The 25,940-nt window shown below is 35.4% G+C and carries 27 protein-coding genes; 26 read left to right on the forward strand and 1 reads right to left on the reverse strand.

What is annotated here, in order from left to right:
• The first annotated feature begins 31 nt into the window (after nucleotides 1-31).
• From IEV85_RS02240 to IEV85_RS02260, 5 genes are all read left to right on the forward strand, one after another.
• Nucleotides 32-1,357: a DUF3570 domain-containing protein gene (locus IEV85_RS02240; RefSeq protein ID WP_188460169.1), complete on the forward strand. Its 1,326-nt coding sequence runs from the start codon at nucleotides 32-34 to the stop codon at nucleotides 1,355-1,357.
• A 183-nt stretch (nucleotides 1,358-1,540) separates the two neighbouring features.
• Nucleotides 1,541-2,947, forward strand: coding sequence for a serine hydrolase domain-containing protein (locus IEV85_RS02245; RefSeq protein ID WP_188460170.1), 1,407 nt, complete (start codon nucleotides 1,541-1,543; stop codon nucleotides 2,945-2,947).
• On the forward strand, nucleotides 2,944-3,423 hold the full coding sequence (locus tag IEV85_RS02250) for a sigma-70 family RNA polymerase sigma factor (protein ID WP_188460171.1): 480 nt from the start codon (nucleotides 2,944-2,946) through the stop codon (nucleotides 3,421-3,423). The genes IEV85_RS02245 and IEV85_RS02250 overlap by 4 nt, the downstream gene beginning before the upstream one ends.
• Nucleotides 3,424-3,426: 3 nt before the next feature.
• Nucleotides 3,427-3,975, forward strand: a complete 549-nt coding sequence (locus IEV85_RS02255; RefSeq protein WP_188460172.1) for a hypothetical protein — start codon at nucleotides 3,427-3,429, stop codon at nucleotides 3,973-3,975.
• A 169-nt stretch (nucleotides 3,976-4,144) separates the two neighbouring features.
• Nucleotides 4,145-4,570, forward strand: coding sequence for a VOC family protein (locus IEV85_RS02260; protein ID WP_188460173.1), 426 nt, complete (start codon nucleotides 4,145-4,147; stop codon nucleotides 4,568-4,570).
• Between the two features lie 143 nt (nucleotides 4,571-4,713).
• On the opposite strand, the gene IEV85_RS02265 is transcribed toward IEV85_RS02260, so the two are convergent.
• Nucleotides 4,714-5,085 (reverse strand): hypothetical protein, encoded by a 372-nt coding sequence (locus IEV85_RS02265; protein WP_188460174.1) that lies wholly within the window; start codon nucleotides 5,083-5,085, stop codon nucleotides 4,714-4,716.
• A 92-nt stretch (nucleotides 5,086-5,177) separates the two neighbouring features.
• Here IEV85_RS02265 and IEV85_RS02270 point away from each other — a divergent pair, with 92 nt between their 5' ends.
• From IEV85_RS02270 to IEV85_RS02370, 21 genes are all read left to right on the forward strand, one after another.
• On the forward strand, nucleotides 5,178-6,317 hold the full coding sequence (locus IEV85_RS02270) for a tyrosine-type recombinase/integrase (RefSeq protein ID WP_229712473.1): 1,140 nt from the start codon (nucleotides 5,178-5,180) through the stop codon (nucleotides 6,315-6,317).
• Nucleotides 6,318-6,485: 168 nt separating this feature from the next.
• Complete coding sequence (locus tag IEV85_RS02275) at nucleotides 6,486-7,517, forward strand: aldo/keto reductase (protein WP_127137564.1); 1,032 nt, start codon at nucleotides 6,486-6,488, stop codon at nucleotides 7,515-7,517.
• A 19-nt stretch (nucleotides 7,518-7,536) separates the two neighbouring features.
• A complete protein-coding gene (locus IEV85_RS02280; RefSeq protein WP_127137565.1) occupies nucleotides 7,537-8,373 on the forward strand; it encodes a dienelactone hydrolase family protein in 837 nt (278 codons plus the stop codon).
• A 5-nt stretch (nucleotides 8,374-8,378) separates the two neighbouring features.
• Nucleotides 8,379-8,858: a glutathione peroxidase gene (locus IEV85_RS02285; RefSeq protein WP_127137566.1), complete on the forward strand. Its 480-nt coding sequence runs from the start codon at nucleotides 8,379-8,381 to the stop codon at nucleotides 8,856-8,858.
• A 2-nt stretch (nucleotides 8,859-8,860) separates the two neighbouring features.
• On the forward strand, nucleotides 8,861-9,316 hold the full coding sequence (locus IEV85_RS02290) for a MarR family winged helix-turn-helix transcriptional regulator (protein WP_127137567.1): 456 nt from the start codon (nucleotides 8,861-8,863) through the stop codon (nucleotides 9,314-9,316).
• Between the two features lie 34 nt (nucleotides 9,317-9,350).
• Nucleotides 9,351-9,776 (forward strand): DUF6526 family protein, encoded by a 426-nt coding sequence (locus IEV85_RS02295; protein WP_127137568.1) that lies wholly within the window; start codon nucleotides 9,351-9,353, stop codon nucleotides 9,774-9,776.
• Nucleotides 9,777-9,796: 20 nt separating this feature from the next.
• Nucleotides 9,797-10,168: a DoxX family protein gene (locus tag IEV85_RS02300; protein ID WP_127137569.1), complete on the forward strand. Its 372-nt coding sequence runs from the start codon at nucleotides 9,797-9,799 to the stop codon at nucleotides 10,166-10,168.
• Between the two features lie 31 nt (nucleotides 10,169-10,199).
• On the forward strand, nucleotides 10,200-11,096 hold the full coding sequence (locus IEV85_RS02305; protein ID WP_127137570.1) for a dioxygenase family protein: 897 nt from the start codon (nucleotides 10,200-10,202) through the stop codon (nucleotides 11,094-11,096).
• Nucleotides 11,096-11,707 carry a luciferase domain-containing protein gene (locus IEV85_RS02310; protein ID WP_205780347.1) on the forward strand — a complete coding sequence of 204 codons (612 nt, stop codon included), beginning with the start codon at nucleotides 11,096-11,098 and terminating at the stop codon, nucleotides 11,705-11,707. Before IEV85_RS02305 ends, IEV85_RS02310 begins: the two co-directional genes overlap by 1 nt.
• An 11-nt stretch (nucleotides 11,708-11,718) precedes the next feature.
• Nucleotides 11,719-12,174, forward strand: coding sequence for a PaaI family thioesterase (locus IEV85_RS02315; RefSeq protein WP_127137571.1), 456 nt, complete (start codon nucleotides 11,719-11,721; stop codon nucleotides 12,172-12,174).
• Nucleotides 12,175-12,315: 141 nt separating this feature from the next.
• Nucleotides 12,316-13,350, forward strand: a complete 1,035-nt coding sequence (locus IEV85_RS02320; protein ID WP_229712474.1) for an MBL fold metallo-hydrolase — start codon at nucleotides 12,316-12,318, stop codon at nucleotides 13,348-13,350.
• Nucleotides 13,351-13,721: 371 nt separating this feature from the next.
• Nucleotides 13,722-14,033, forward strand: coding sequence for a helix-turn-helix domain-containing protein (locus IEV85_RS02325; protein ID WP_188460175.1), 312 nt, complete (start codon nucleotides 13,722-13,724; stop codon nucleotides 14,031-14,033).
• A gap of 5 nt (nucleotides 14,034-14,038) precedes the next feature.
• Nucleotides 14,039-16,759 carry a restriction endonuclease gene (locus IEV85_RS02330; RefSeq protein WP_188460176.1) on the forward strand — a complete coding sequence of 907 codons (2,721 nt, stop codon included), beginning with the start codon at nucleotides 14,039-14,041 and terminating at the stop codon, nucleotides 16,757-16,759.
• Nucleotides 16,759-18,696 (forward strand): site-specific DNA-methyltransferase, encoded by a 1,938-nt coding sequence (locus IEV85_RS02335; RefSeq protein ID WP_188460177.1) that lies wholly within the window; start codon nucleotides 16,759-16,761, stop codon nucleotides 18,694-18,696. Before IEV85_RS02330 ends, IEV85_RS02335 begins: the two co-directional genes overlap by 1 nt.
• A gap of 2 nt (nucleotides 18,697-18,698) precedes the next feature.
• Nucleotides 18,699-19,154: a hypothetical protein gene (locus IEV85_RS02340; RefSeq protein ID WP_116183693.1), complete on the forward strand. Its 456-nt coding sequence runs from the start codon at nucleotides 18,699-18,701 to the stop codon at nucleotides 19,152-19,154.
• 6 nt (nucleotides 19,155-19,160) lie between these two features.
• Nucleotides 19,161-19,343, forward strand: a complete 183-nt coding sequence (locus tag IEV85_RS02345; protein ID WP_116183694.1) for a hypothetical protein — start codon at nucleotides 19,161-19,163, stop codon at nucleotides 19,341-19,343.
• The gene (locus tag IEV85_RS02350; protein WP_161594430.1) at nucleotides 19,327-21,774 is read left to right on the forward strand and encodes an AAA family ATPase; all 2,448 of its coding nucleotides are present in this window, start codon (nucleotides 19,327-19,329) and stop codon (nucleotides 21,772-21,774) included. Before IEV85_RS02345 ends, IEV85_RS02350 begins: the two co-directional genes overlap by 17 nt.
• Nucleotides 21,775-22,150: 376 nt before the next feature.
• Entirely contained in the window at nucleotides 22,151-22,786 is a 636-nt protein-coding gene (locus tag IEV85_RS02355; protein ID WP_188460178.1) for an ApaLI family restriction endonuclease, read from the forward strand.
• Complete coding sequence (locus IEV85_RS02360; RefSeq protein WP_188460179.1) at nucleotides 22,776-24,011, forward strand: DNA-methyltransferase; 1,236 nt, start codon at nucleotides 22,776-22,778, stop codon at nucleotides 24,009-24,011. Before IEV85_RS02355 ends, IEV85_RS02360 begins: the two co-directional genes overlap by 11 nt.
• A gap of 141 nt (nucleotides 24,012-24,152) precedes the next feature.
• Nucleotides 24,153-24,929: a helix-turn-helix domain-containing protein gene (locus IEV85_RS02365; RefSeq protein WP_229712479.1), complete on the forward strand. Its 777-nt coding sequence runs from the start codon at nucleotides 24,153-24,155 to the stop codon at nucleotides 24,927-24,929.
• A gap of 61 nt (nucleotides 24,930-24,990) precedes the next feature.
• Nucleotides 24,991-25,878: a carboxymuconolactone decarboxylase family protein gene (locus IEV85_RS02370; protein WP_188460180.1), complete on the forward strand. Its 888-nt coding sequence runs from the start codon at nucleotides 24,991-24,993 to the stop codon at nucleotides 25,876-25,878.
• Nucleotides 25,879-25,940 lie beyond the last annotated feature (62 nt).

Consider the following 25,940-nt stretch of genomic DNA (forward strand, 5'->3'; position numbering starts at 1 on the left):
TTACTGATACTAAGGCGAAACGCAAAACAGCATGAAAACATTTAAAATCAGTTTATCGGCACTTCTTCTCTTTATTTCCTTTTTTGGATTTACACAAGGGAAAACCAATGATACCACTCAGGTATATAAAAAACGAGTACTGGAAACCACAGAAATAGATTTTCTGGCAAGTTATTATCAGCAGGATGGAAACAATGCAGCTGTAAGCGGTGGTATAGGAACGGAAGAGCTACAGGATGTGACTTCAACATTTGTAGTTTCTGTACCGCTGAATGATGATGATATTTTAACCATTGACGCTGGCGTGTCTGCCTATACTTCGGCTTCTTCCAGTAACATTAACCCATTCGATAAAGGTGAGGCAAACTTTTATACAGCAAGTTCAGGAGCCTCCAGCAGTGATGTATGGACTAATATTACAGCTTCATACAGCCATAGTTCCGATGATAGAAACAATATTATTTCGGCTAAAGCTTCATTATCTGCTGAGTACGATTACTTTTCCATGGGTTTTGGAGGAAGCTACTCCAGGCTATTTAATGAGAAAAATACTGAGCTAAGTATTAATGCCAATGTGTATTTAGATACCTGGACTACCATCTATCCCTATGAATTAAGACCTTTTAAAGAAGGCAATAGTGGATTGAACGACCCACTGTTTAAAAAGTACAGAATTACCGGAAACACCAATTACAACCCTCAGTTTACAGAATTTGACAATAAAGGAAGAAATTCCTACTCATTGGGTTTTGGCTTTTCACAAATCTTGCACAGAAATGTTCAGGGTTCACTGGCTTTAGATTTTGTTCAACAACAGGGACTTCTTTCCACTCCATTCCAAAGGGTTTATTTTGCTGATGTGGAAGACTCCTTTATAGAGAAATTTCAGTTGGCCGATGACATAGAACGCTTACCCGACAGTAGGTTCAAGGTTGCTATGGGAGGCAGGTTAAACTGGTATATCAATGAGCGATTTACTGTTCGCACGCTCTACAGGTACTATTTTGACGACTGGAGCATTACCTCCCACACAGCAAGCATAGAAGTGCCCTATAAGATCACCGATAAGTTCACATTATACCCTTCTTACCGCTTTTACAATCAAAGTGCCGCAGAATACTTTGCGCCAGCTAACGAGAATTTGTCGACCGATGAATATTATACTTCTGATTATGATCTTTCAAAATTCAATGCCAATCAGTATGGTTTTGGGGTATCCTATACGGATATTTTTACTTCCTTACACCTATGGAAATTGGGGCTGAAAAGTGTAGACTTAAAATTTTACAAGTACGAGCGCAACAGTAGCTTCCGCTCCAGTATTTTCACTTCAGGCTTTAAGTTTGTAATAGATTAATTATCAATATATTAAAACATATTATAAACCTGCCCAGAAGTAGCAAGAGCAGCAAATATTAAATATTTGCTGCCACTTAATTTCCGCCTCTAATAGTTAGTGTGTCAAACCTGAAATTCAAAAAAATCTCTTAACCTGTAAGGATTTCATTATTTCCTCAACATATACCTAAAATTTGAAGAAATGATGAAATCAAAAGCATTAACCAGTTGCTGGTTTGGGGTTTACCTTTTATTTACCTCAACCCTTTTGAGCGCTCAAACTCCCGTAGACTTTGAAAATAGTTTGTCAGAGTACCTGGAGATCCAACATGAAAAAATGGGATTTAATGGAATTGTTGTAGTTAGCACCGGAGAGGGCATTATGGTGGAAAAGAAAGTAGGACTAGCTTCCAGAGAGCTTGATGTGCCTGTTCAATCCCACTCAAAATTTAAAATTGCTTCCATGACTAAGTCCTTTACTGCATTGCTGGTAGCGCTGGCTATTCAGGAAGGAAAGTTGAAAATGGAGGACGCACTCTTTCAATATTTTCCTGATTTAACTCAAGAAAAATGGAAAGAAATTACGATAAAGCAACTCATGTCTCATACATCTGGCATTCCTCATTGGGCAGGCTTTGACCAATACTGGACTGAAAAATCATTCTTACCTTTAAGTCTGGAGCAAATTCTGGGGGAAATATTTAAAATGGAGCTCTTGTTTCAGCCGGGAAGCCAGTTTAGTTACTCCAGTCCCACTTACTATTTGCTGGCCACAATCCTGGAAAAAATCTATTCTGAAAGCTTTGACAATTTGCTGAAAGAGAAAATCCTACAGAAACTAAACCTCAATGAATCCGGTACCTGTAATGGACTTTCCATTATTCCTGACATGGCATCTGGCTATCACTTAGTAGCTGATGACAGCGTGATTGTTGCACCTCCACGAAATATGAATACACTAAAAGGGGCAGGCAACATGTATGCTTCTGCACAAGACATTACTACCTGGTGCAGAAGTTTTCTTTCAGATGATTATTGGGGACAGACAATACTAACGCAGACATTTTCACCACTTACCACTTTTAATAGTACTGAAAAAGAGGGAGCACTCTATGGACAAGGATGGTATTTAACAGAGGAAAAGAACGATATACCTACAAACTATCACATAAGTGGAGGCACTTATGGATTTTCAAGCGCTGCATCCATTTACCCGACCAATAAGTTCAGTATTGTTATTCTCTCCAACATGTCGTTCCTGCCAGTGGATCAATTAAGGAGAGATATTGAGAAAATAGTGTTTGGCTTACCCTTTAAAATGCCTGAAAAGTATGAAAAGTCGGTCGCTTTAGCTGACGAACAGCTTCAGAAACTAGCAGGCAACTATTTAGCTGAGAATGGAATGCTTCTAAAAGTTTTTACACATCAAGGAAACTTATATGCAAAGCTGGGTGGCCACCCTCCTTTTGCTTTAATGGCAAAGAACGAACTCTCTTTTTATTCAAGTAAAATCGACATATTGCTTATGTTTCAAATGAACGAGGCAGCTAAAATAAAAGGACTGGAGGCACAAGGAAGAGGAAGAGTTGATTATTTTGAAAAGCAATGAAGGACAAAACATACTTTTTGGAACAAGTATTCCTACATCAGGCGATTATACACAAAATCTGTAGAATGTACCGTGATACAAAAGAAGATAGAGAGGACCTGTTTCAGGAAATCACCTATCAGTTATGGAAGTCTTTTGATCGCTTTGAAGCCAGGTCAAAATTCTCTACATGGATGTACCGAATAGGGCTTAATACAGCAATGGCGGCATTCAGAAAACCCTCGTTGGAACACTCCCGACTGGATGAACATTTAGAACTACCGGACACAGTTTCTCCTGACAATGAACAGGAAAATAATGAAATACTTTTCTCTGTTATCCGACAACTTAATGAAGCAGACAGAGCCTTACTATCGCTCTATTTTGAAGAATTGAGCTATGCTGAAATTGGGGAAATTTTAGGAATTAGTGAAAGTAATGTTGGCGCACGCCTCACAAGAATGAAAGAAAAAATAAGAAAACTAGTAAACGTATAAATCATGGAACTTGAAAATTTGAAATCACAATTCAATTCAGTTGAAGCAAGTGCAATGAGCAAAGAAATGCTAATTGCTATGCTCAGCATGAACCAGCATCCTACACTGAAAAGGATAAGAATTCAGCTATTGGTAGAAAGTACAGCCTGGATTTTATTTCTGGCCCTTTATTACAATTTGTTTGATGGAGATCAAAAACCTGTTTTTTGGAATATTGCCTTAATTATTTCTGTTGGCCTAATGCTGGTGCATAATTTTTTGGGTTATCAGGTTATTGGTCACCCTGTGAAAGGAACTAACATTGCTCAATCCTTGAAGTTATATTTACTAAAGTTGAAAAAATATGCTTATCTCTCTGTATCAGCCAGAGTATTTTCCCTATGCATGTTATTGGGGTATTTCCTATCGGGAATTGAAGTTTTAGAGCAGAGGCATTACGTAAGCATAATTGTTTTTGGCCTAATTACTATAATTCAGGCAATAGTTTTATGGAGAATTTGGGCCAAAAGAATTCAGATAATTTCCTCAAAATATCAACAACTCACTTCATAGCATTCAATAAAATTCTTCAACTACAAATTTGGCCAGGCTTTTATCACTCCTACCCTACTTTTGCATTTACTTGGATAAAACAACTAATGTACTTAAATTGATAAGAGTAAATTAGTAGTAGAAACAATCATCACAGTAAATAAAATCATTAAAACGAACCAGAAATGACATGAAAAAAGAATCCGTAGAAAAAGAGAATGCTAAAGCTACTAATGATAATATACCCAAAGTAAACGGAGTAGGTGGAATTTTCTTCTCCTCCGACAATCCGGAAAAAATGAGAGAGTGGTACTCCAAAAATTTAGGTTTTGAGGTGAACCAGTGGGGAGCAAGTTTTGAATTCAGAAATGTAAACCAGCCGGATGAAATTAACTCTCTTCAGTGGAGCCCTTTCAGTAAAGGCAGTGAATACTTTTCCCCCTCTAAAAAAGAATTCATGATTAACTACAGGGTGCAAAATATTGAAGGGCTTGTTGAAAAGTTGAAACAAAACGAAGTAACAATACTCGATAATATTGAAAGTTCTGACTACGGAAAGTTTATTCATATTATGGACGAAGAAGGGAATAAAATTGAACTTTGGGAGCCCAATTGAACTACTACCTACTTATAGGTATTCTTCATTATTTTTCGATGAATAGTTAGGATTTTATTAAGGAAGAAAGTATGTTCAATCCTAAGATTATTATACCGATGCCTAGCCTTTTGTAAGTGTTTGTTTTCGGTTAAGCTTAGGTGCTAATTCATATATGCTTGATGCTGCACTAAAATGAATTTTTCTATGCCTTTCTCATCTCTTTTGGATAAGAAACCAAACTCGTAACAGAATAAATAAACTTCTCCCTTTGAATTCTTCCAGTAGTGAGTAAAATATTTTGGATCGAAACCTTCCTTCAGTAATTTTTCCTTCCGAATTGTGGACTTACCTGCTTTATTGAAGGATTTTAAAAGTTTTCTGTTGGTTTTTAGCTGTTTATCTATTCTCTTAAAAAGAGTATTTTCCTTTTCTTTATTCCGCTCGTAATGATAATTAGATTTACAATAAGCACTACAAAACTTCTTGCCTTCCCTGCCTATTACTTCATTGCCACAATTTGGACATGTGTTCATAACGGTAGATTTTTACGTTTATTTAACGTTTAAATCTACATTTAAATTTTTAAATACCGAAAATTTTTCCGGTGTTTGTACTAAAAAAGATCATGGAAAAACTCAACAAGATAATAAGCCTCAGACATTTAGAAATAAATGGTCAGCGAATGATTGGTTTAAAATTTTATCCGGACAAGGTTATTCAAGCTTTGGTTAAAGAATTATCGGGCATCAAATGGAGTAATCAATACGGAATGGCTTATATACCAAATGAAGGAGACAACCTGAAAAAAGTATATCAGCAATTTAAAGGAGTAGCATGGATAGATGGAAAGTATTTTTATAAGAAGGCGACATTGAAAGACCCTATAAAGAAAGAGTTGCTATTCAGTATAAAAAAGTACCGTGAAAGTGAGAATCATTCAGGAAAAAGGAAGTGCCCAGAAAGTTTTTTACTAAAACTGGAATTAAAAAAATATGCTCAAAACACAGCAAGAAGCTATATAAACCAATTTGAAGGATTTATAAATTTTTATCAAAATACAGCTTTAGACGAATTGGGAGAAATTGAAATCCGTGAATATCTTTCGCATCTAATACGGCTTGGGCATAGTGATTCGAGCATTAACCAAACCATTAACAGTATTAAGTTTTACTATGAGATTGTACTGAGTATGCCCAACAGGTTTTATGAAATAGAACGGCCGATTAAGAAGGAAAAACTCCCAGAAGTACTATCGAAAGATGAGGTAAATCGGATAATTTCTTGTATCAAAAATAAAAAGCATAGATGCATGATCACAACAGTGTATTCTGCCGGATTAAGAGTCAGCGAATTGATCCATTTAAAAATAAGTGACATTGATAGCGGGAGAATGATGATAAGAATCGAAAATTCAAAAGGAGGAAAAGACCGCTATACTTTACTGAGCAAAAAATTATTGAGTGAATTGAGGACTTACTATTCAGAATATAAGCCAAAAACTCACTTATTTGAAGGAATGAATGGCGAGTACTATTCCAGCAGTTCTATAAGAGCTATTTTAACAAGAGCAGTTGCAAAAGCAGGAATAAAGAAGAAGGTAAGAACGCATACTTTAAGGCATAGTTTTGCAACTCATTTGCTTGAGCAAGGCACAGATTTAAGAAGCATACAGTCACTTTTAGGACATAACAACTTGAGTACAACAGAGATTTATACTCATGTTGCAAATAATTTTATTAAAAACATAAAAAATCCATTAGATTAGTGCGATAATAATATATATCAGCAATGTTGATATAACAATGTTAGCGGTCAGTGTAAAAAATTTCAAAATCCTAAAATTTGTTAAAACAAAATATATCGCTTGCGATTTAATCTTCAAAGATATACTTTTACACTTAAATATTTATCATTCACTTTAAATTAAATCACTATGAAGTACAATCAATTAGGAAATTCAGGAATTTTAGTTTCAGAACTTTGTATGGGAACGATGAGTTTTGGTAGCAGTGGCTACTGGAGTGTGGTAGGTTCTCTAGGCTATGAAGATAGCAAGCGATTAGTGGACATCGCCATAGACTCTGGCATTAATTACTTCGATTCTGCTGATGTTTATTCTCACGGCCAATCGGAAGATATTTTAGGAAAAGCAGTGAAAGACAAAAGAAAGGATGTCATCATTGCTACCAAAGTCCGCGGTAGAATGAGTAAAGAAATTAATGATGTGGGCCTTTCCAGAAAACACATTATCGAGAGTTGTCACAACAGTTTAAAACGATTGGGTACCGACTATATCGACCATTATGTACTTCATAGTTACGATCCAATTACTCCTTTTGAAGAAACCATTTCAACCCTTGATGACCTCGTTTCACAAGGAAAAATTAGATATTATGGGGTAAGTAACTTCCCGGCTTGGCAGCTAATGAAGTTTATCAACACCGCTGAAAAAAATCATTGGGAAAAACCCGTCTCATTGCAAGCCATTTATTCACTTATATCCAGAGATGTAGAATATGAATTGATACCGCTTTGCTTGGATCAAAAACTAGCCTTTACCCCTTGGTCGCCACTTGGAGGCGGATTTTTAACCGGTAAATACAGAAAAGACAAGCCAATGCCGGAAGGAGCAAGAAGAACCAATGAAGAGCAGAATTTTATTCAAATCGATCCGGAAAAAGGCTATGCTATTGTTGATGAGTTGGAAAAAATTGCCAACAAACACAAGGCTTCTATAGCACAAGCAGCCCTAAATTATCTTTTGAGAAAACCCGGAGTAACTTCCGTACTTATTGGAGCTACCAAGCCTCACCAGTTGGAAGACAACATCAAAACTACTACCTGGGAAATGGATGCAGAAGATGTTAAAATCCTGGATGAGCTAACAGCATTAAACCCTATTTATCCTTATTGGATGTTGCAGTTTACAGCTATGGATAGAGCCAATGGAGATTTCTTTTTATAAAATTTAAAAACCAAACAGAATGAATACGATAAATTTTAAAACATACATTTTATTGCTTTTTACACTCCTTTTTAGTGTAGAAACTCTGACTGCCCAAAACAGCAAAGAAAATGTAAAAAGCAAGGTTAAAACTGAAGAAATTACCTATAAAGATGGCGAGGTTACACTCAATGGCGTTGTTTATTATCCTGCAAAGCAAAAGGGAAAACAACCTGCCATTTTAGTAGTGCCCGAATGGTGGGGGCTGAACGACTATGTGAAAAATCGTGCTAAAATGTTGGCAGAGTTAGGCTATGTAGCTATGGCGGTGGATATGTACGGTAATGGATTGGTCGTAGAAAACCCTGCCGATGCCCAGGCCAATGCCGGAAGGTTTTATGGGGATCCTAACCTGATAAAAAGTCGGATGCAGGCGGCTTATGATGCTGTAGTTCAACTACAACAGGTGGACGCTTCAAAAGTAAGTGCCATAGGTTATTGCTTTGGCGGAACGGTTTCGCTTTTTGCTGCCAGCTTAGGGGTACCATTAGAAACTGTGGTTAGTTTTCACGGTGGACTAAGCGGCTTTCAAGCTAGTCCTGCAATGAAAAACACCAAAGTATTGGTTTGCCACGGTGAAAGTGATTCGTTTGTGCCGCAAGCTGATGTGGATAATTTTCATCAACAAATGAAAGACAACAACATTACCTACCAGTTTAAGTCTTATGCTGATGCCACACACGCTTTTACCAATAAAGCATCTACAGCTACCGGGGAAAAATTCAACCTTCCCATTTCCTACAATGAAGCTGCCGACAAAGCTTCTTGGAAGGATATGAAAGCCTTTTTCAAAACTTATTTTCCAACTAAAAAGTAATTAAAATGGAAGCGAGCTTATTTGAACTTGAGGCAAAAAAACTCAACGGAGAAACCATTTCTTTGAAAGAGTTTGAAGGTAAAACCATAGTGGTGGTAAATACTGCTAGCAAGTGCGGACTTACCCCACAATATGAGGGATTGGAAAATTTGTATAAAATATACAAAGACAAGGGGTTGGTTATTTTGGGATTTCCTTGCAACCAATTCGGAAAGCAGGAACAAGGCACAGCCAATGAGATTAGTGAATTTTGCGAAATTAATTACGGGGTAAGTTTTCCTATGTTCGACAAGGTAGAAGTCAATGGGCCCAATGCTCACCCCGTTTTTAAGTATTTAAAATCCAAACTTGGAGGCATTTTAGGTAGCAACATCAAATGGAATTTTACCAAATTTGTCATTGATAAAAACGGAAAGCCGGTCAAACGATTTGCTCCTACCACCAAGCCGGAGAAAATGGAAAGTTACCTGCGAAAAATTCTTTAAAAATGAAAAATTCTGCTGAATTAGAAATTGAAAATCAGTATTGTTTTCCGATATACGCAGCATCTAGAGTGGTAACCAAACTTTATACGCCCCTGCTCAACGAGTTGGGGCTTACTTACCCTCAATATTTAACGATGTTGGTGCTCTGGCAATACCAAAACCTGACGGTAAATGATATTGGCAGTAAACTAATGCTGGAGTCCAACACCCTGACTCCCTTGCTTAAAAGGTTGGAAAGTCAAGGTTTTATTTCAAGGAAACGCTCTAGTAGTGACGAACGTGTAGTGGAGATAAGCCTTACAGAAAAAGGAATAAATTTAAAAAAGAAGGCGAGTTACATACCTGAAAAATTATCTTGCTCCATTAGTCATTCAGGGATAAGTCAAGAAGAAATGGACCAGATGAAACATACCTTGCAAAAGCTAATTGCCTTAACTAAAGAGCATCATTGTAAATAATTTTAAACAAAGTATAACCAAAAAATAATTGAATATGCAAAATTTTAAAAATCACGTCCGTTACAATCCACTTCATCATTTTATTCTATCTCCGCTCACACTTGTTGGGGTGATATTGAGTATTGTATTGCTATTCTCTGACCACAGTCTGACTGAAAAAATCTTTTTTCTGATTTTAGCTTTAAGTGTTTTTCTCGCTTCTTTAATAGCTAGATTGTATGCCACAAAAAATCAAGACAGAACCATAAGAGCAGAACTACGATTACGCTATTATATTTTGACAGGCAACAGATTAGAAGAATTAGAAGATAAATTAACTATGGCACAACTGGTTGCCACTAGATTTGCATCAGATGAAGAATTAGCAGCATTGATAGAGCGAGCAGCCAAAGAAAACCTTAGTCCAAAAGCCATAAAAGAAAGCATAAAAAATTGGACTGCAGATGAAAATAGAGTTTAAACATTTTAAAACAAAAAATTATGAGCAAAAAAAGAAAAATTACAGGTTGGGTAATGGCAGGATTGCTTACCGCTTTATTAGTAATGAGTGCCAGCCAAAAGCTAATAGGTAACCCCGAAATGGTTGAAAATTTCGGTAAATGGGGCTTGGGCTCAATGATAACCATCATAGCTTTGGGCGAATTGGTAAGTGTATTGTTGTTTTTGATACCTCGCACTGCTGTTTTAGGGGTATTGTTATTGAGTGCTTATTTTGGAGGTGCCATATTGGTACATATGGCCAATGACGAGCCTTACGTTTTTCAATCCATCGTTCTGTTGTTTATTTGGGTAACTGCTTGGTTAAGAACCCCTGAAATGTTTACAAGACTAATCAGTGGAAATCCTTCTTAATCAAATCCAGTATTAGAACAGTCAACTTAAAATGGATAGAAAACAATTTATATTAGCAACATTAGGACTAACAATTGTGAATACCTTAAGCAGCTTTAGAAAATATACGGATGAACTTCCTGTTCAAGGAAAAAAGATGCCTGTTTTATTTACTTCGCATGGCAATCCTATGGATATTCCGCTTTCAAGAGAAGAACGCACCTTTTGGAATACCTTATTTCAATTGGGAAAGGAATTGAAAAAAAATTATGAAGTAAAAGCTGCTTTGGTGGTTTCGGCTCACTGGTGTACCAGAGGAACTTTTGTTAACGTATCGCCTGAACAGCAACAGATTTTCGATTACTATGGGTTTCCTAAAGAATATTATGATGTATTTTACAAAGCTAAAGGCTCCCCTGAAATTGCAAAAGAAGTAAAACGCATTATCCCATCGGTTAGCGAAACTACCGACTGGGGTCTCGACCACGGAGCTTGGCCTATGCTTATGCACTTGTTTCCTGAAGCGGACGTGCCTGTATTTCAATTAAGCATCGACTATTATGCAAAACCTGAATATCATTACGAGTTAGGAAAACAATTAAAATCACTTCGTGAAAAAGGAGTACTCATCATTGGCAGCGGTGCATTAATTCACAATCTCCCACTTGCTATGAAAAAAATGCAAAGCAATGATAGTTCGCCCTATGGTTGGGAGATGGAATATGATAACTGGGTTAAGGAACAAATAGATAAAAGAAATATCTCTAACATTATTAATTATCAAAACAGTCATAAATTAGGCAAACTGGCAGCTCCTACGCCCGACCATTTTGTGCCTGTATTATATAGTTTAGGGTTGATGGATTCCAAAGATGAAATACATTACTTTTTTGAATCAGAGTCTTCCCTTCCCGCTTTTGGGGAAAGGAGTTTTATCATCAAACAATAATGACAGTATCCTGTTATTGGTACTTACTATTAATCGTTTTGATTTTCACTTCATTTAGCGTCAGTTTCAATCAAGGAAAAATACAATTAACAAAATATGAAAAATCAATCCCTAAAAATATGATAAACGAAAACACCTTTGAACTTCCCTTACGAAATGGGATTAAACCCAAAACTACACCAAGCAACCCACATATGCAGCTGAATCAACAGCCCGAAGACCGTAAACTCGTTGATTCACTAATGGATTGGGCATTCTCGCTTCCTGAAATCAACAAAGAGTTCAGCAAAATATCTGTTCCCGGAGCCCAAGCTATGTGTCTCTCTTCCGACAAAATGTGCAATGATTGTCACGCCTTTATGATTGGAAATGAGTTTGCTCACTTTCATCCAGTGCCCGATGGCAGTATGCACTTAGGTCTAACATTAAAAGATGCTGAATATGTCATAAGCCGAGGTTGGGGTGAGTTACACCCAGTTGCCAAAATGGGCTATCTTACTCATAATTTTATTATGGTGTATGCCCCTCGAAATGAAGAAGAAAAAGAAATCATTAAAAAAATTATCTTGCGGTCTTATTTATTTGCAACCGGCAAATTAAATGACAAATAAAGCCATAAAATATGCAAAAAGAATTTATTGAGTTATTAAAAAAAGGCATTGAAGAATTGATGCCTGCTAATCAACTATTAGGTATAAAAATTTTGGAAGTGAAGTCGGGTTATGCACATCTTCACGTTCCTTTTAAAAACGAATTCATTGGAGATTTCATTCAAGAGCGTTGGCACGGAGGGTTTTTAGCTGCTATTGCAGATACAGCAGGTGGCACTGCAGCTGCTACTACGCTGCAATCTCCCAAAGACAAACTCAATACCATTGATATGCGCATAGACTATCTACACGCTGCAACCTCCAGCGATATAGAAGCTAAAGCCCAAGTGATTAAAGATGGGAAAACCATCGTTAAAGTGGATATTCAACTTTTTCAAGACCACCAAGAAAATCCCGTAGTAGTTGCCCGTTGTGTTTTTAGCAAATTAATAAAAGAAAATAGTGATAAGCTTTCTGGAAAAGATTAGATGTGTTGGCTTTTTCAAGAATTTAAATGAATCAAATTTTTCTATCTAAAAAAGATGAACAAGTTTTTTCGAAAATTAAAAAAAGTGATGATTGTATTTATTGTAATAGTTTCCATTTTAATTCTTGCTCTTTGGCTTTTTATGCAACAAGATAAATTTGGGGCTTCTCCAACCAAAGATGACAGGCAAAAATATGAACAACTCTCTAATTATAAGGATGGTAAATTTCAAAATATCAGTCCAACACCGATGCTTACCCCTAATTATTCTTGGACACAAGTGATAAAAGAGCAACTATTTGAAAAACCTTCTAACCCTATTCCTGATAAAACATTACCTACCATTAAAACCGATTTGAAAAGTTTAGCAATTGAGGAAAATGTTCTTGTTTGGTTCGGTCATTCCAGTTATTTTATGCAACTCGACCAAAAAACCTATTTGGTAGATCCTGTATTCAGCGGCAATGCATCTCCCGTTCCCGGTACCAACAAAGCCTTTGCGGGAACGGATATTTATCAAGCAGAAGATTTTCCCAAAATCGATTACCTTATCATTACCCACGACCATTATGACCATTTAGATTACCCCACTATAATCCATCTAAAAGAAAAGGCAGAAAAGTTTATAGTTGGTTTAGGGGTAGGTAATCATCTTAAAAAGTGGGGCGTTCCCGAAGATAAAATCATCGAATTAAATTGGTACGAAAGCACACAACAAGGCACCGACCTAAGCATTCATTGCGAGCCTGCTCGGCATTTTTCGGGCAGAGGATTTTCCCGCAACAATACCCTTTGGGCATCCTTTTTAATTAAATCACCATCGATGACTATTTATGTAGGTGGAGATAGTGGTTACGATAGTCATTTTGCAGCCATTGGGAAGAAATATGCAACAATTGATTTTGCTATTTTAGATAACGGTCAGTACAATGCTGCTTGGCGAGCGGTTCACAATTTTCCGGAAGACGTTATACAAGCTGCCAAAGATTTAAAAGCCAAGCGCATATTGCCTGCACACTCTTCTAAATTTAAAATGGCCAATCACAATTGGGACGACCCTTTAGAAACCCTAACACAGCTTAATAAAACAGAAAACCTAAACATTGCAACCCCAAAAATTGGCGAAGTGGTTTACCTAAAAGATACCACCCAAGTATTTGATTTTTGGTGGAAATAAAAGACCTAAATTACTTTTGATAAACACCGAACCGCTAACAGCGTATATAACTTATGGCGGGGAAAGTGGTAAATTCAAGTTTTTTGCTTTTAAGTAAGTTTGGTGCAAGCCGACAAGAAAGCACTTCGAAAACCGCCACAAGTCATATACGCAAACCGTTACCCACCATTAGAAAAAAGCCCACCGCACATTTATACACATTTGGTTTTTGCCAACTCACAAGCCCTCCCGAAAAAACCAAAAGAGTATAAATTTTCCCACCGCTCCCAGACTGTTAATAAGTTCGGAGAGCAATTTCAAGGAATTTCCAAAAAGACTAATTATATTTGACACTTATTGCCAAGATAAAATAATCAAGTGATATTTCACAAATGAAAGAAAGCAAGACAACAGGAGAAATACTTCGCGAAGAAAGAGAAAAAAAAGGATTGTTGCTTAGGCAAGTAGCCGCTATGCTTGACATAGACACTGCAATACTTAGCAAAATTGAAAGAGGCGAAAGAAAAGCAAGCAAAGAACAGATAATAAAACTTGCTGAAATTCTCGAACTAGACGAAGAAGCATTAATTGTTCAATACCTGAGCGAAAAAATTCTCTACGAAATAAAAGATGAAGAATTGGGAAGCAAAGCACTTAAAGCAGCCGAGCAAAAGATGAAATACAATAACAAAAACAATAGCTGAGATTGATGGAAATAAAATTAGAAGAATTAGAATACCAACAAGCAGCCATTAAGTCTGTGGTCAATGTTTTTGACGGAAACAACAAAAACACATTTGACAATGCTTGTTTTGAAGGTATTCGCTCAAATGTTTGCTCACTTTCAAAAGAACAATTAGCGGAAAACATCAAATCTGTAATAATCGGAAATGGCATTGATGAAGAAACCGCCAAACTCAACGAATTACAGGAATTGACTATCGAAATGGAAACTGGAACAGGTAAAACACTTGTTTACATCAAAACCATTTATGAATTATTCAAACATTACGGATTTACCAAGTTCATCATTCTTGTTCCTTCGGTAGCTATTAGACAAGGGGTGTTGAGTACCATTTCAACTTTTGAAAAACAGTTGGAAGAAATTTATGGTTTTTCCCCTAAATCCTTTGAATACAACAGCAAAAAGCTGAATAAAGTAACCAACTTTATTGAGGAACAACATCCTCAAATAATGGTGATGACGTTAGCTTCATTTAATTCGGAAGACAAGATTCTGAACCAAGCAAAACGGGAAGACCTTTTTGCAAACATTCCTTTTATTGAAGCAATCGGACGGACAAATCCAGTCATCATCATGGATGAACCGCAGGAAGGAATGGATACCGAAAATTCAGTGAATCAAATTGCTAAACTCAATCCACTTTTTAAACTGAGGTATTCCGCTACACATAAAGTTTCAGTCAATAAAGTTTATCGCTTAACGCCTTATGACAGCTATAAAGAAGGGCTGGTAAAAAAGATTGAAGTATTAACAGTTACAGAAAAAAATGATGAAGCCACTTTGAAACTGGAACTTTCTGAAACCAAAAACGGAAAAAATCCAATACAAGCTAAAATTAAAGCATGGCATCAGTTAGCAAGTGGAAAAATAGAATTCAAGGACACAAAATGGTTGAAAGATGGCGATAATCTTGGAGAGGTTACCAACAACCCGAGTTATCTCAAATACAAAATTGAACGCATCAACAAAAGTTTAAGAACTGGAAAATGGTCTGTTTCCTTTACTAATGGAACCGAAATTCTAGAAAAACAAACTTCTGGAAATATTCAAAGTGTTTGGGCTTTGCAATTGGAATGGCTTATTCTTCGCCATTTTACTAAAAAACAAAAACTAAGTGAGCAAGGCATAAAATGCCTTTCACTCATTTTTATTGATAAGGTGGCGAATTACGTCAGTGATGATCCGATCATCAAAAATCTATTTATCGAAAAATACAAAACACTATACCCCGAATTTCATGACGGTAAAGAACCCACCGCAGAGCATATTGATGCAATCCAAGGATTTTATTTTGCTCAAACAGGAAAAGGCGAATTTACCGACAATGAAAACTCCATGAGGAAAAACTCAGAAGTGTTTGATGCAATTCTGAGAGACAAAAAAGAATTATTGACTTATGGCGATTCCGTTGCTAACAGAATTGAATTTATCTTCTCGCATTCTGCTTTGGGCGTTGGTTGGGACAATCCGAATATCTTCAATATTGCCACGCTCAGTAATTCTTACTCTGAAATTAAAAAGAGACAGGAAATTGGTAGAGGTTTACGAATTTGTGTAAACAGTGAAGGACAACGTGTTTATGACAAGCTAAACGTAGCAGATGATGAGCGGATTAATCAATTGACTGTTATTCCAAATGAAACCTACGAAACCTTTGTAACCCAATATCAGGAAGAGATTAAAGAAGTGTACGGAACTTCTAAAGCTGGTGCAGGAATGACGCATACCCATAAAGGAAAACCACAAAATGAAGTTCATTTTAAACGAAATCCGAATGACGAACTGAATAAAGCATTCAAGCGTTTTTGGAATGCCTTAGCCAAAAAAACAAACTATACTGTAAGTTTTGACGAAGAAGCCCTGATTGAAAGAAGCAAAGAAGCTTTGAACAACATTGATATTGCAGACTATGAAGCAGAAGTTAGCAGTCGCTCAATTGGTACTATAACGGAAGAGGGTATTGAAGATGAATTTGGAGGCAAAGAAAGTTACAAACTGAAAGCCTACTTCTCGGCTTTAGATTTGGTAGAAGAATTAAGTGAAAACACTGGATTGAGTTACCTCACCACATTCAAAATTGTAGATGGAATAACCAATCACGACCATTTGGCAAAAAATCCACCGCAATACATTCATCAGGCATCTTCGCTCATTAAAAACATTGAGTTGGAAGAAATGCTGAGAGGTTTGGATTATCATTTAACAGATGAAACTTTTCCTTTTGAATTCAATGATTTTGTTAAACAAGTGGATAATTCAGGATATACCGACACACCCAAAAGAGGTATTTGGGATAAAATGCTTGTGGATAGCCATGTTGAACATCAATTTGCCTTAGCTACCGATTTAGATGATGAAGTGGTTTGCTTTTTGAAACTTCCGTCTTATTATAAAATTCAAACACCTATTGGCGAATATGAACCCGATTTTGGGATTGTGATGAAGCGGAAAAGCCTGAGAAACGGAAAAGAAAGTGAGTTCTATTTTGTGATTGAAACCAAAGGAACAAATGACATCAACAACAAAAAAGCACTCAAAGAAAGTGAGGTTTACAAAATAAAATGTGCTGTAAAGCATTTTGCTACGCTTGGTGTAGAAGTGCAATACAAAGCTCCTGTAAAAGACTACCAGTATTTTAAAACGGAAGCCCAAAAAGATATTAACGCATTAATTGAAGAAGCATAATGAGTAAGGAAAAAGAAACCACAGAAAACCCAATGGAGAAGGTACAATCACATGATTGGAACAAAGAACGTTTGGAGCAGCTAAAGCAATTAATGCCTGACCTTTTTACAAATGATGGTAAGCTCAACATCAACGAACTTAAAAAGGTAGTTGACCCAAAAAGTGTGAATGAAACAGAGCGTTACGAATTTAGATGGTTTGGTAAAAGCAATGCGAAAAGAGAAGCATTTACCCCTACGGATGCCACTTTAGCCTATGATGAAACAAGAAGTGTAAACCCAACTGAAAGCGAAAACCTAATTATTGAAGGTGAGAACTTGGCGGTACTTAAACTTCTTAGCAACAGCTACCGTGAGCAGGTAAAGTGTATTTACATTGACCCACCTTACAACACTGGAAATGACTTTGTATATTCTGATAAATTTAATCAAGATAAAAAGGAATATTGGGAAAATTCCGAAATAACTGAAAACGGATTTAAAATAGACACCAATACTGAAACTGATGGCCGTTTTCATAGCAATTGGCTGAATATGATGTACAGCCGATTACTTATTGCAAGACAGTTATTAAAAGAAGATGGCGTAATTTTTATATCGATTGATGACAACGAAGTACATCACCTTAGAAAATTGTGTGATGAGGTTTTTGGAGAAGATAATTTTTTAGTAAATGTAGTTTGGCAACATAGTGTACAGCCAAAAGGATATACTGACAAATTTTCTATTCATCATAATCATATTTTGGCTTATAGGAAATCAGAAAATTTTGAATTAAGTGAATTAAAAAGAACGGATGAGCATAATAAAAATTATTCGAATCCTGATAATGACCCAAATGGAGAATGGAGGTCAGGAGATGTTAGAAATTCGCTCTACCGTCCAAACTTAATATATGATATAAAAACTCCATCAGGGAAAATAATTAAACCACCATCAAAAGGTTGGAGATGGAGTAAAGAAACTGTCCAAGAAAAAATAAAATCTAAAGAAATTATTTTTAGTGAAGATGAAGAAAGGATTATCAGGAAAATTTATTTATCAAACCAAACGGGTCGAGCACCTGAAAGTTTGTGGTTTGCCAAAGAAGTAGGTTCTACCCGAGATGCTTCAAATGATTTAAAAGAATTATTTGATAATGAAGTTCCTTTTGACACACCAAAACCTATTGAACTTATAGATAGAATACTACAAATTTCAGGTGTAAAAGATAGTGACATCATTCTTGACTTCTTCGCAGGCTCAGGTACCACAGGTCAGGCAGTAGAAGAAATTAATCAAAAAGATGGTGAAAATAGAAAATACATTTTGGTGCAATTACCCGAACAAACTGACAAAGAAAGTGAAGCCTACAAAGCAGGCTACAAAAAGATAAGCGACATCACCATTGAGCGTAACAAGCGGGTAATTGAAAAAATCATCAAGGAAAAGAAAGAAGCCCAACCCGATTTATTCAGCAATGCTTCGGCAAGCTCAGCACAAGAAAAGGAAAATGAGGATGAACAACTAAAAGGACTAGGTTTCAAAGTCTTTAAATTGAAGAAATCAAATTTCCCAAGAGTAGAATACGCTCCCGATCCTGAAAAATCGGAAGACGAAAATATAGAGTTGCTCAAAAAATACATTCGAGACAAAGAAGCTCAATTGGTTACGGCATTTAACAGAGATGAACTCATTACTGAAATTTTAATCAAAAACGGTTTCAAACTCAATTACACCTTAACCAAACAAGAAGCATTCAAAAAGAATGAAATTCTATTGGCTACTGACGGAGACAAAGAAACTTTGATTTGTTTGGATGTAACCATTGCAGATGAAACAGTAGAACATTTCAAAACCCACACCGACCAAAAATTAATCGTGCTGGAACGTGCTTTGGACACTACCAAAAAATGGAACCTGAAACACGCTATGGGCGATAAGTTTAATGCTTTTTAGGAATGAGTAATGAAGTAACCATATATTTTGACCGCCCATTGTCATTTGAGCCGAGTAATATTCAGCCATTAAATGGCATTGCAGGTCTGTACTTCATTTTTAGCCAGACCATTGATATTCAATACCCTTTTGATAAATCAAAACTACTTTATATAGGTATGAGCGAGAAGAAAACTAATAGCATTGGCAGACGCTTATTGGGACATTTTGATTGTAAATCGAAAAACCTGGGGTTAACCAATTACAGAAAAGTAGAACCTTTACTATTTACCTATATCAATTTTGAAATGCTCAAAAATATTTGGCAATTCCGTATCGAAGATTTGGAAAGCTACTTCATTTTGGATTTTGTGGAACAATATGGAGTTTACCCTATTTGTAATAATAAATCAGGTTTTGAAATTCAAAATAAAACACTCACTTCCAGTTTTAAAATTGATTGGAAATACTTTAAATAATACAGTATGGCAGAAAATGTAAAATCTGGAAAAGAAATATTGGACGATTTTTTCAATGGAATTGAGAAAATTGAAAATGTTGATACGGACATTGCTAAAATGTTGGAAAGACTTTATCAAGAAGATAAGTTGACTGATACCAATGTTAAAAATGAACTTCAACAACTACGAGATGGCGATAAAGACTAAAATAAATAGTATTACCATCAAAGGTATTAGAGGGGCAAAAGACAGTTTGGAATTGCCATTAAAAGGCAAATCAATTGTTCTCTATGGTGATAACGGAACAGGAAAAAGTAGTATTTCAGATGCACTTGAGTGGTTTTACACAAATCGTGTATCGCATTTATCCAGTAATAGTGAAATAGACCTAAAAGATGCTTTAAGAAACTCTGGACTCGGTAAAGATGATGTTTCTGAAGTTAAAGTGTCATTCGTTAAAGAAACTGATATTGATTGTTCCAAAACCCTTTTCTATAAAAGAGATAATCTAACTACGGATTTTTCTAATTCTTCTGATGATTTTAAAAAATATTTGGAGCTTTCAAAGGAAGAAAACCTCCTGTTGCGTTATCAATATCTGACCGATTTTATTGACAACACAAAAAGTGATAAACTAAAGTACTTATCGGACATTATTGGTTTTTCGGAAGTAACTAAAAAGAAGGAGGTTCTCAAAAAAAGCTACAATTCGATAAAAACCGAAATCAAGAACCAAAATTTTGAAGCTCAAACGAATATTCAAAAAGGAACTCTTATTGAAAAATTAGGTGCTGCTATTAGCCAAGAAGAAAATTTATTTGAAAAGATAAACGAAAAAATCAAACCCTTAAAAACAGGCATTGAGGTTAAGAAATTTGAGGATATTGATAAAGTTCTAGCACACCTAAAAAACGCAACAAATAATAAACTCAATAAGGAATTGGCTTTTTTAGAAAAAGCAAACACGGCATTGGACACACTCAAATCAGAGGTAGAATTTATTGATTCCGAATACACGAAATATTTTGATGAATTTGAACTTATTGCAAATGATGTTGAAAGCATCATGCAAACTTTTTTAGGTGAATTATTAAAAACAGGTGATACCGTTTTAGCTAAAAAGTATCATAAGACGGATAACTGCCCTCTTTGTTTGCAACCCAAAAGCATTGAAGAACTTCGTGCAGAAATTGCCATTAGATTAAAAGAGATTGAAGAATCTTCTAAGAAAAAAGCATCATTTGATAAGGCAAAACAATTAGTTAATTCAATAACCATTGAACGAATTAAGAGGTTGGAAACCGTTCTTTTAGATCCCCTTGTTGAAATTGAGGAAAGTAAACTCATTAAGAAAGGCTTCACGGATTTAAAAGAAAAAATCACTGAATATCAAAAGGCAAGTGTTGAGCGAGTAACCTCAGGTAATAAAATTCCAAAAGCGGAAACACTTAAACTTTTAACCTCAGATTTTGAGTTTCAAAAGGCAATAGCTTCAAGAATTAAGCAAATACAGGAAATTTTTAAGAAAGACAATTCCGCAGTTCTGTATTCAAATATTTCTGCCTCTAAAGACGCGTTTCTAAAAATAAAACTGTTTGAAAAGCAAAAGGCAAAACTGGAGAAACAGCGTAAGTCCTTAGAAATAATCTATAATGAATTTGTAAAAGTTCAAAAAGAAGGACTTGAAAATTTCATCACCAATTTCTCAGGCAAAATCAACGAATATTATCAATACATGAATCCTGATGAGCCTTTTCAGGAGATTAAAATTGTAACTATTGGTGATGAGGATGAACTAAACGGAATTACAATTGAGTACAAGTACAACGGTAATTGGGTTTCACCGCCACAAAAGTACTTTAGTGAATCTCATTTGAACTGTTTTGGATTATCATTCTTTTTGGCTTCTGTAAATGCCTTTAACGATAAGAACGAATTTATCCTACTTGATGATGTTATTTCAAGTTTTGATTCTAACCACCGAAAACGCTTTGCAGAATTGATTTTTGAAAAATTCTCAAAATATCAAATCATTTTACTTACTCATGAAGCCGATTGGTTTACAAATTTTGTAAGTCCACTAGCAAAAAAGAAAGGCTGGCTAATTAACGAGATTAAATGGACAGAAGATAAAGGAACATATCTTGACGAAGAGCCAAGAGATTTAAGAGAAAGAATAGAAACAAATCTAGCCGACAGTAAAATAGAGAATTTAGGGAATCCTATTCGCAGATACCTTGAACACTCATTGAAGGAAATTGCCCTAAATATTGAAGCTAAATTAAGTTTTCAGTATAATGATTCGAACGAGCATAGAATGCCTTACGAATTGATTATGGGGATTAAATCAGAAATCAAAAAGTGTAGTACAGAATTAAAAGCAAAATTTCCAGTCATTGACCGCATAGAAAGTTCGGCAATATTGGGAAACATTTCTTCACATGACAATCCATTTAATCCTAAAATTGGGGATTTAAAAGCATTCTGGGCTGACATCCTTGAATTGGAAAAAATATTCATTTGCGAACAATCGGACTGTAAAAGACCAATGGTATCACTAAAGAATTATGACACTGTTGCAAAGAAAATAAGATGTGGAGGTTGTGGTGAAACAAAATACGACTGGAACAAGAAATAATGCTAACCCTAAAAGTCATACACATTGCCAAGTCGCTCAAAAGCCAACCGCACGAACCAAAACTTGTCAAAGAGTATGCCTTTGCCAACGCTGAAAAGCAATGAAAACGGTGGGTAACAATGGCTAAAAAAACATAGGGGTTTCGATGGTAAATTGAAAGTTTGGAGTTTTTAATCAAGTCCGCCAAACCAAAATTTTGATAATGAAAAAAGAAAGATAATTATAAAAATATTTGGCTTGGCTAAGTGCTAAACTGAAAGGGCAGTATTTCAAACTCCCCTACGTTTCTTAGCCGGGTCGTTATGCCTCATTGTAGGAAGACCGTAACCGAACAAAATTTCGTAACTTGCGAAACAAATTATATATCAAAAAACGAATGGACGAATTAATACAAAATATAAAGAATTTAGCTGAAGTTTATTCTGCAAACTTGAAAGGGAAAATTGAAGCCAGAACAGAAGAAATGAAAGCTGATGACAATTCTCATTATCTCATTTATCGTGTTTTGGGCATTTCCTTACAAGAAGGACAACTTATTGACCAATATCAAAACACAGGACGATTTCTTTATAAGTATGCAGGTTCATTTCTTGAAGAAGCAGCAACTTTGTGTTTGAATTTCAAATTTCCCGAAGGCATAAAGACCAAAATTGAAAATACAATTGGACAACGACCAAAAACTTTTGAAATTGATTTTCTAAATGGAAATGACGCTATTGAAGTAAAGTGGAGAGATGCAACTACGGACGGAGACCATATTACCAAAGAACACACAAGAGTTAAAGTAATTAGAGAACACGGTTACAAACCAATTAGGGTAATGTTTTATTACCCTCAACGAGACCAAGCTATTAGAATCCAAGAAACTTTGAAAACACTTTATGCAGGTGTTGAAGGTGAATACTATGGTGGTGACGAAGCTTGGGAATACTTAAAAGCTTATTCAGGAGTTGACCTAAAAGCTATTTTGACACAGATTGCTAACGAAAGGACACCCGAAAATGGAAACTAATAAAATCTATCACGGAAATTGCGTTGAAAAACTCAAAGAAATTGAAGCCAACAAAGTTGACTTGATTTACTTTGACCCACCTTTTTTTACTCAACGCAAACATAGTCTTACAAATAAAGACAATTCTAAAACTTACGAATTTGACGACAAATACAATTCTATTGAGGAGTATTTGGAACTAGTTGAAAATGTTTTGCTAGAATCAAAAAGAGTATTGAAGAACACAGGAAGTGTATTTCTTCATTGCGACAAAACGGCATCGCACAATATTAGAGTTGTGATGGACAAGATTTTTGGACGTGAGAATTTTCAAAGTGAAATTATTTGGTCATACAAAAGATGGTCTAATGCGAAAAAAGGATTGTTAAATTCACATCAAGTAATTTTCTTTTATTCCAAAACACAAGATTTTAAATTCAATACACTTTATACTGATTATTCAGCAACTACAAATCTTGACCAAATATTACAAGACAGAGAACGTAATGAAAACGGAAAATCTGTTTATAAAAAAGATGAAAACGGAAATGTGATTTTAGGAAAAGAGAAAAAAGGTGTTCCTCTTTCTGACGTTTGGGAAATTCCATACTTAAATCCAAAAGCAAAAGAAAGAACGGGATACCCTACTCAAAAACCAGTTTTACTACTCAATCAAATTTTAAATATCGTTACAGACGAAGGCGACTTAGTTGTTGACCCATTTTGTGGTAGTGGAACAACTTGTGTTTCTGCAAAATCATTAAAGAGACAATTTATCGGAATTGACATCTCAAAGGATGCGGTTGAACTTGCAAATTCACGATTAGAAGAAATGGTAATTTCAGAATCTAATCTTTTAAACAAAGGAACAAACGAGTATCAAGAGAAAACTGAAAAAGAACTAGCCATTTTACAAAACATAAATGCTTTTCCTGTTCAAAGAAATAGTGGAATTGACGGATTTTTAAAAGACCATTTTGAAGGTATGCCAGTTCCAGTAAAGATTCAAGGAGAATATGAAACAATAGAAGATGCAATTGAGAAATTAGAAAAAGCATCTTACGGTAAGGACTATAAAATGAAAATCTTAATCCAAACAAGAGAAACAGGAATAAGCCGACTTTTTGGTTTTGAATCGGACGTGACAATAGTTAAATCATTAGAATTACAGACAAAAGACCTGATGAAAAAGAACAACGAAGGCATAACATCACCTATACGCAAGCAGGGGATTGGTACTTCGTAGGACAGGAAAGTGGTAAATTTGAAGTTCAGTTCTTCGTAGGAAGTTCAGTGGTTAAAATCCCTGCCTGCGTATAGCTGAAAACCGTTGTAAGCAATTAAAACAAACGTCCTGCTAAAAGAATATTCCATATCGGACATTATAATTTCCAATCCAAAAGAAAAATTTTTCTACGTTGGAACTTTTGAGGGAACGGAAGACCCCAATGTTGAATGGCCACACAGACACGACTTTTATTCGCTTGTTTGGTTCACAAAAAGTTCGGGAATCAATGTAATCGACTTTGAGGAATATGAAATCAAACACAACAGGCTTTTCCTGATGCGCCCCAAACAGGTTCATAATTGGTCCTATTCAAAAAACTCGAATGGATATATTATCATTTTTGACAAACATCTTTTAAAAGAAACAACTGATTTTGTTAACAAAGCATTTTTTGATTTATCCGACAGAAATACAAAATTTCTAAAATCACTATTTGAAAATCTTATCGAAGAGTTCAATAAAAATGACAAATTGAGCGAAAAGACAATCGTTCAAGGAATTTCATATTTGTTACTTCAACTAAAAAGGTTATCAAATGAAAATCCTCAAAACAAGGAAATTAAACCAAAAACTATTTTAGAGTTTTCAAAATTGGTATCAGACAATATTTGCGAAAATGTTTCCGTAAACGAATATGCGTCAAAATTGAATTTGACCGTTGATAAACTCAACGAAATCTGCAAGGATAATTATGGACAAAGCCCTAAAACAATCATTTTGGAAAAGAAAATAACGGAAGCCAAACGATTGCTTTATTTCACGGACTTATCGGTAAAGGAAATCGCATTTCGATTAGGATTTGAGGACAGTTCTTATTTTTCAAGAATATTCAAACAGAAAACAAACCTTTCGCCCACCGAATTTAAAAGTGCCTGAAGATCTGGAAAAAGTCCTGTAAACGAACTTCTTTCAACCCTTATTTTTGCCTAAAAACAGAATGAAATATCTATCAATTTTAATATTCACTTTATTCATTCTCGCAAGTGGATATGGGCAAACAAAAAATCTAACAAAAATGAACAGTACAAAATCGGAACGATTTGAAAGAGGTTGGGAAAAATTAAAAGAAATTGACGGAGAGGCAGGAGAAAAAGTAATTGAAAGTCTTAAAGATATTTCGCCTGATTTGGGAACTTTCATCATAGAATACGCTTTTGGGGATATTTATACAAGAAATGGCTTGGATTTAAAATCCAAAGAAATTGCTGTTGTCGCAGCTTTAACTGCAATGGGAAACACCCAACCACAATTAAAAGTCCATATCAATGGAGCTTTGAATACAGGAAGCACAATAAACGAAGTCAAAGAAGTGATTTTACAAATGTCCGTTTATTCAGGTTTTCCGAGTGCAATTAACGGAATGAACGCATTAAAAGAAGTTTTAAAAGAACGTCAAGAACACGGAATTAAGGACGAAATTGGTAAAACTGCAACTGACACAACGCAAATCAACCGACTAAAATTAGGAGAACAAGAACTATCAAAATTGGACAGTTTGCAAGTGGAAAGATTAAAAAATGCTTACAATGATTTTTCACCTGAATTGGTAAAATTCACTTTGGAATATGGATATGCCGATATTTTTTCAAGAGACAACCTTGGCCCTAAATACAAACAAATTTCAACTATTGCAGCCTTAACAGCATTAGGCAATGCGCAACCGCAATTGAAATTCCATATCAATGCAGGTTTAAACATCGGACTTACCGAAACCGAAATCAAAGAGATTATGCTTTTAATGACAGTCTATTCAGGTTTTCCATCAGCTATTAATGGTATAAATATATTGAAAGAAGTCTTAGAAGAAAGAAAAGAAGGAAAATAACTGCTTACAACAATGTATATAAAAAATAGCGGAAAAAGTGCAAGTCAAAAAGGCTTGTGCTT

Source organism: Marivirga lumbricoides, assembly GCF_014636295.1.
Classification (GTDB): domain Bacteria; phylum Bacteroidota; class Bacteroidia; order Cytophagales; family Cyclobacteriaceae; genus Marivirga; species Marivirga lumbricoides.

Bases quoted from the DNA above. Each gene is read 5' to 3' on its own strand.
- IEV85_RS02330 (WP_188460176.1), top strand. From the start codon at position 14,039: ATGGAAATAAAATTAGAAGAATTAGAATACCAACAAGCAGCCATTAAG.
- IEV85_RS02245 (WP_188460170.1), top strand. From the start codon at position 1,541: ATGATGAAATCAAAAGCATTAACCAGTTGCTGGTTTGGGGTTTACCTT.
- IEV85_RS02300 (WP_127137569.1), top strand. From the start codon at position 9,797: ATGAGCAAAAAAAGAAAAATTACAGGTTGGGTAATGGCAGGATTGCTT.
- IEV85_RS02275 (WP_127137564.1), top strand. From the start codon at position 6,486: ATGAAGTACAATCAATTAGGAAATTCAGGAATTTTAGTTTCAGAACTT.
- IEV85_RS02350 (WP_161594430.1), top strand. From the start codon at position 19,327: ATGGCGATAAAGACTAAAATAAATAGTATTACCATCAAAGGTATTAGA.
- IEV85_RS02295 (WP_127137568.1), top strand. From the start codon at position 9,351: ATGCAAAATTTTAAAAATCACGTCCGTTACAATCCACTTCATCATTTT.
- IEV85_RS02255 (WP_188460172.1), top strand. From the start codon at position 3,427: ATGGAACTTGAAAATTTGAAATCACAATTCAATTCAGTTGAAGCAAGT.
- IEV85_RS02345 (WP_116183694.1), top strand. From the start codon at position 19,161: ATGGCAGAAAATGTAAAATCTGGAAAAGAAATATTGGACGATTTTTTC.
- IEV85_RS02240 (WP_188460169.1), top strand. From the start codon at position 32: ATGAAAACATTTAAAATCAGTTTATCGGCACTTCTTCTCTTTATTTCC.
- IEV85_RS02260 (WP_188460173.1), top strand. From the start codon at position 4,145: ATGAAAAAAGAATCCGTAGAAAAAGAGAATGCTAAAGCTACTAATGAT.
- IEV85_RS02370 (WP_188460180.1), top strand. From the start codon at position 24,991: ATGAAATATCTATCAATTTTAATATTCACTTTATTCATTCTCGCAAGT.
- IEV85_RS02270 (WP_229712473.1), top strand. From the start codon at position 5,178: ATGGAAAAACTCAACAAGATAATAAGCCTCAGACATTTAGAAATAAAT.
- IEV85_RS02265 (WP_188460174.1), bottom strand. From the start codon at position 5,085: ATGAACACATGTCCAAATTGTGGCAATGAAGTAATAGGCAGGGAAGGC.
- IEV85_RS02325 (WP_188460175.1), top strand. From the start codon at position 13,722: ATGAAAGAAAGCAAGACAACAGGAGAAATACTTCGCGAAGAAAGAGAA.
- IEV85_RS02320 (WP_229712474.1), top strand. From the start codon at position 12,316: ATGCAACAAGATAAATTTGGGGCTTCTCCAACCAAAGATGACAGGCAA.
- IEV85_RS02335 (WP_188460177.1), top strand. From the start codon at position 16,759: ATGAGTAAGGAAAAAGAAACCACAGAAAACCCAATGGAGAAGGTACAA.
- IEV85_RS02305 (WP_127137570.1), top strand. From the start codon at position 10,200: ATGGATAGAAAACAATTTATATTAGCAACATTAGGACTAACAATTGTG.
- IEV85_RS02315 (WP_127137571.1), top strand. From the start codon at position 11,719: ATGCAAAAAGAATTTATTGAGTTATTAAAAAAAGGCATTGAAGAATTG.
- IEV85_RS02340 (WP_116183693.1), top strand. From the start codon at position 18,699: ATGAGTAATGAAGTAACCATATATTTTGACCGCCCATTGTCATTTGAG.
- IEV85_RS02310 (WP_205780347.1), top strand. From the start codon at position 11,096: ATGACAGTATCCTGTTATTGGTACTTACTATTAATCGTTTTGATTTTC.
- IEV85_RS02285 (WP_127137566.1), top strand. From the start codon at position 8,379: ATGGAAGCGAGCTTATTTGAACTTGAGGCAAAAAAACTCAACGGAGAA.
- IEV85_RS02360 (WP_188460179.1), top strand. From the start codon at position 22,776: ATGGAAACTAATAAAATCTATCACGGAAATTGCGTTGAAAAACTCAAA.
- IEV85_RS02290 (WP_127137567.1), top strand. From the start codon at position 8,861: ATGAAAAATTCTGCTGAATTAGAAATTGAAAATCAGTATTGTTTTCCG.
- IEV85_RS02355 (WP_188460178.1), top strand. From the start codon at position 22,151: ATGGACGAATTAATACAAAATATAAAGAATTTAGCTGAAGTTTATTCT.
- IEV85_RS02250 (WP_188460171.1), top strand. From the start codon at position 2,944: ATGAAGGACAAAACATACTTTTTGGAACAAGTATTCCTACATCAGGCG.
- IEV85_RS02280 (WP_127137565.1), top strand. From the start codon at position 7,537: ATGAATACGATAAATTTTAAAACATACATTTTATTGCTTTTTACACTC.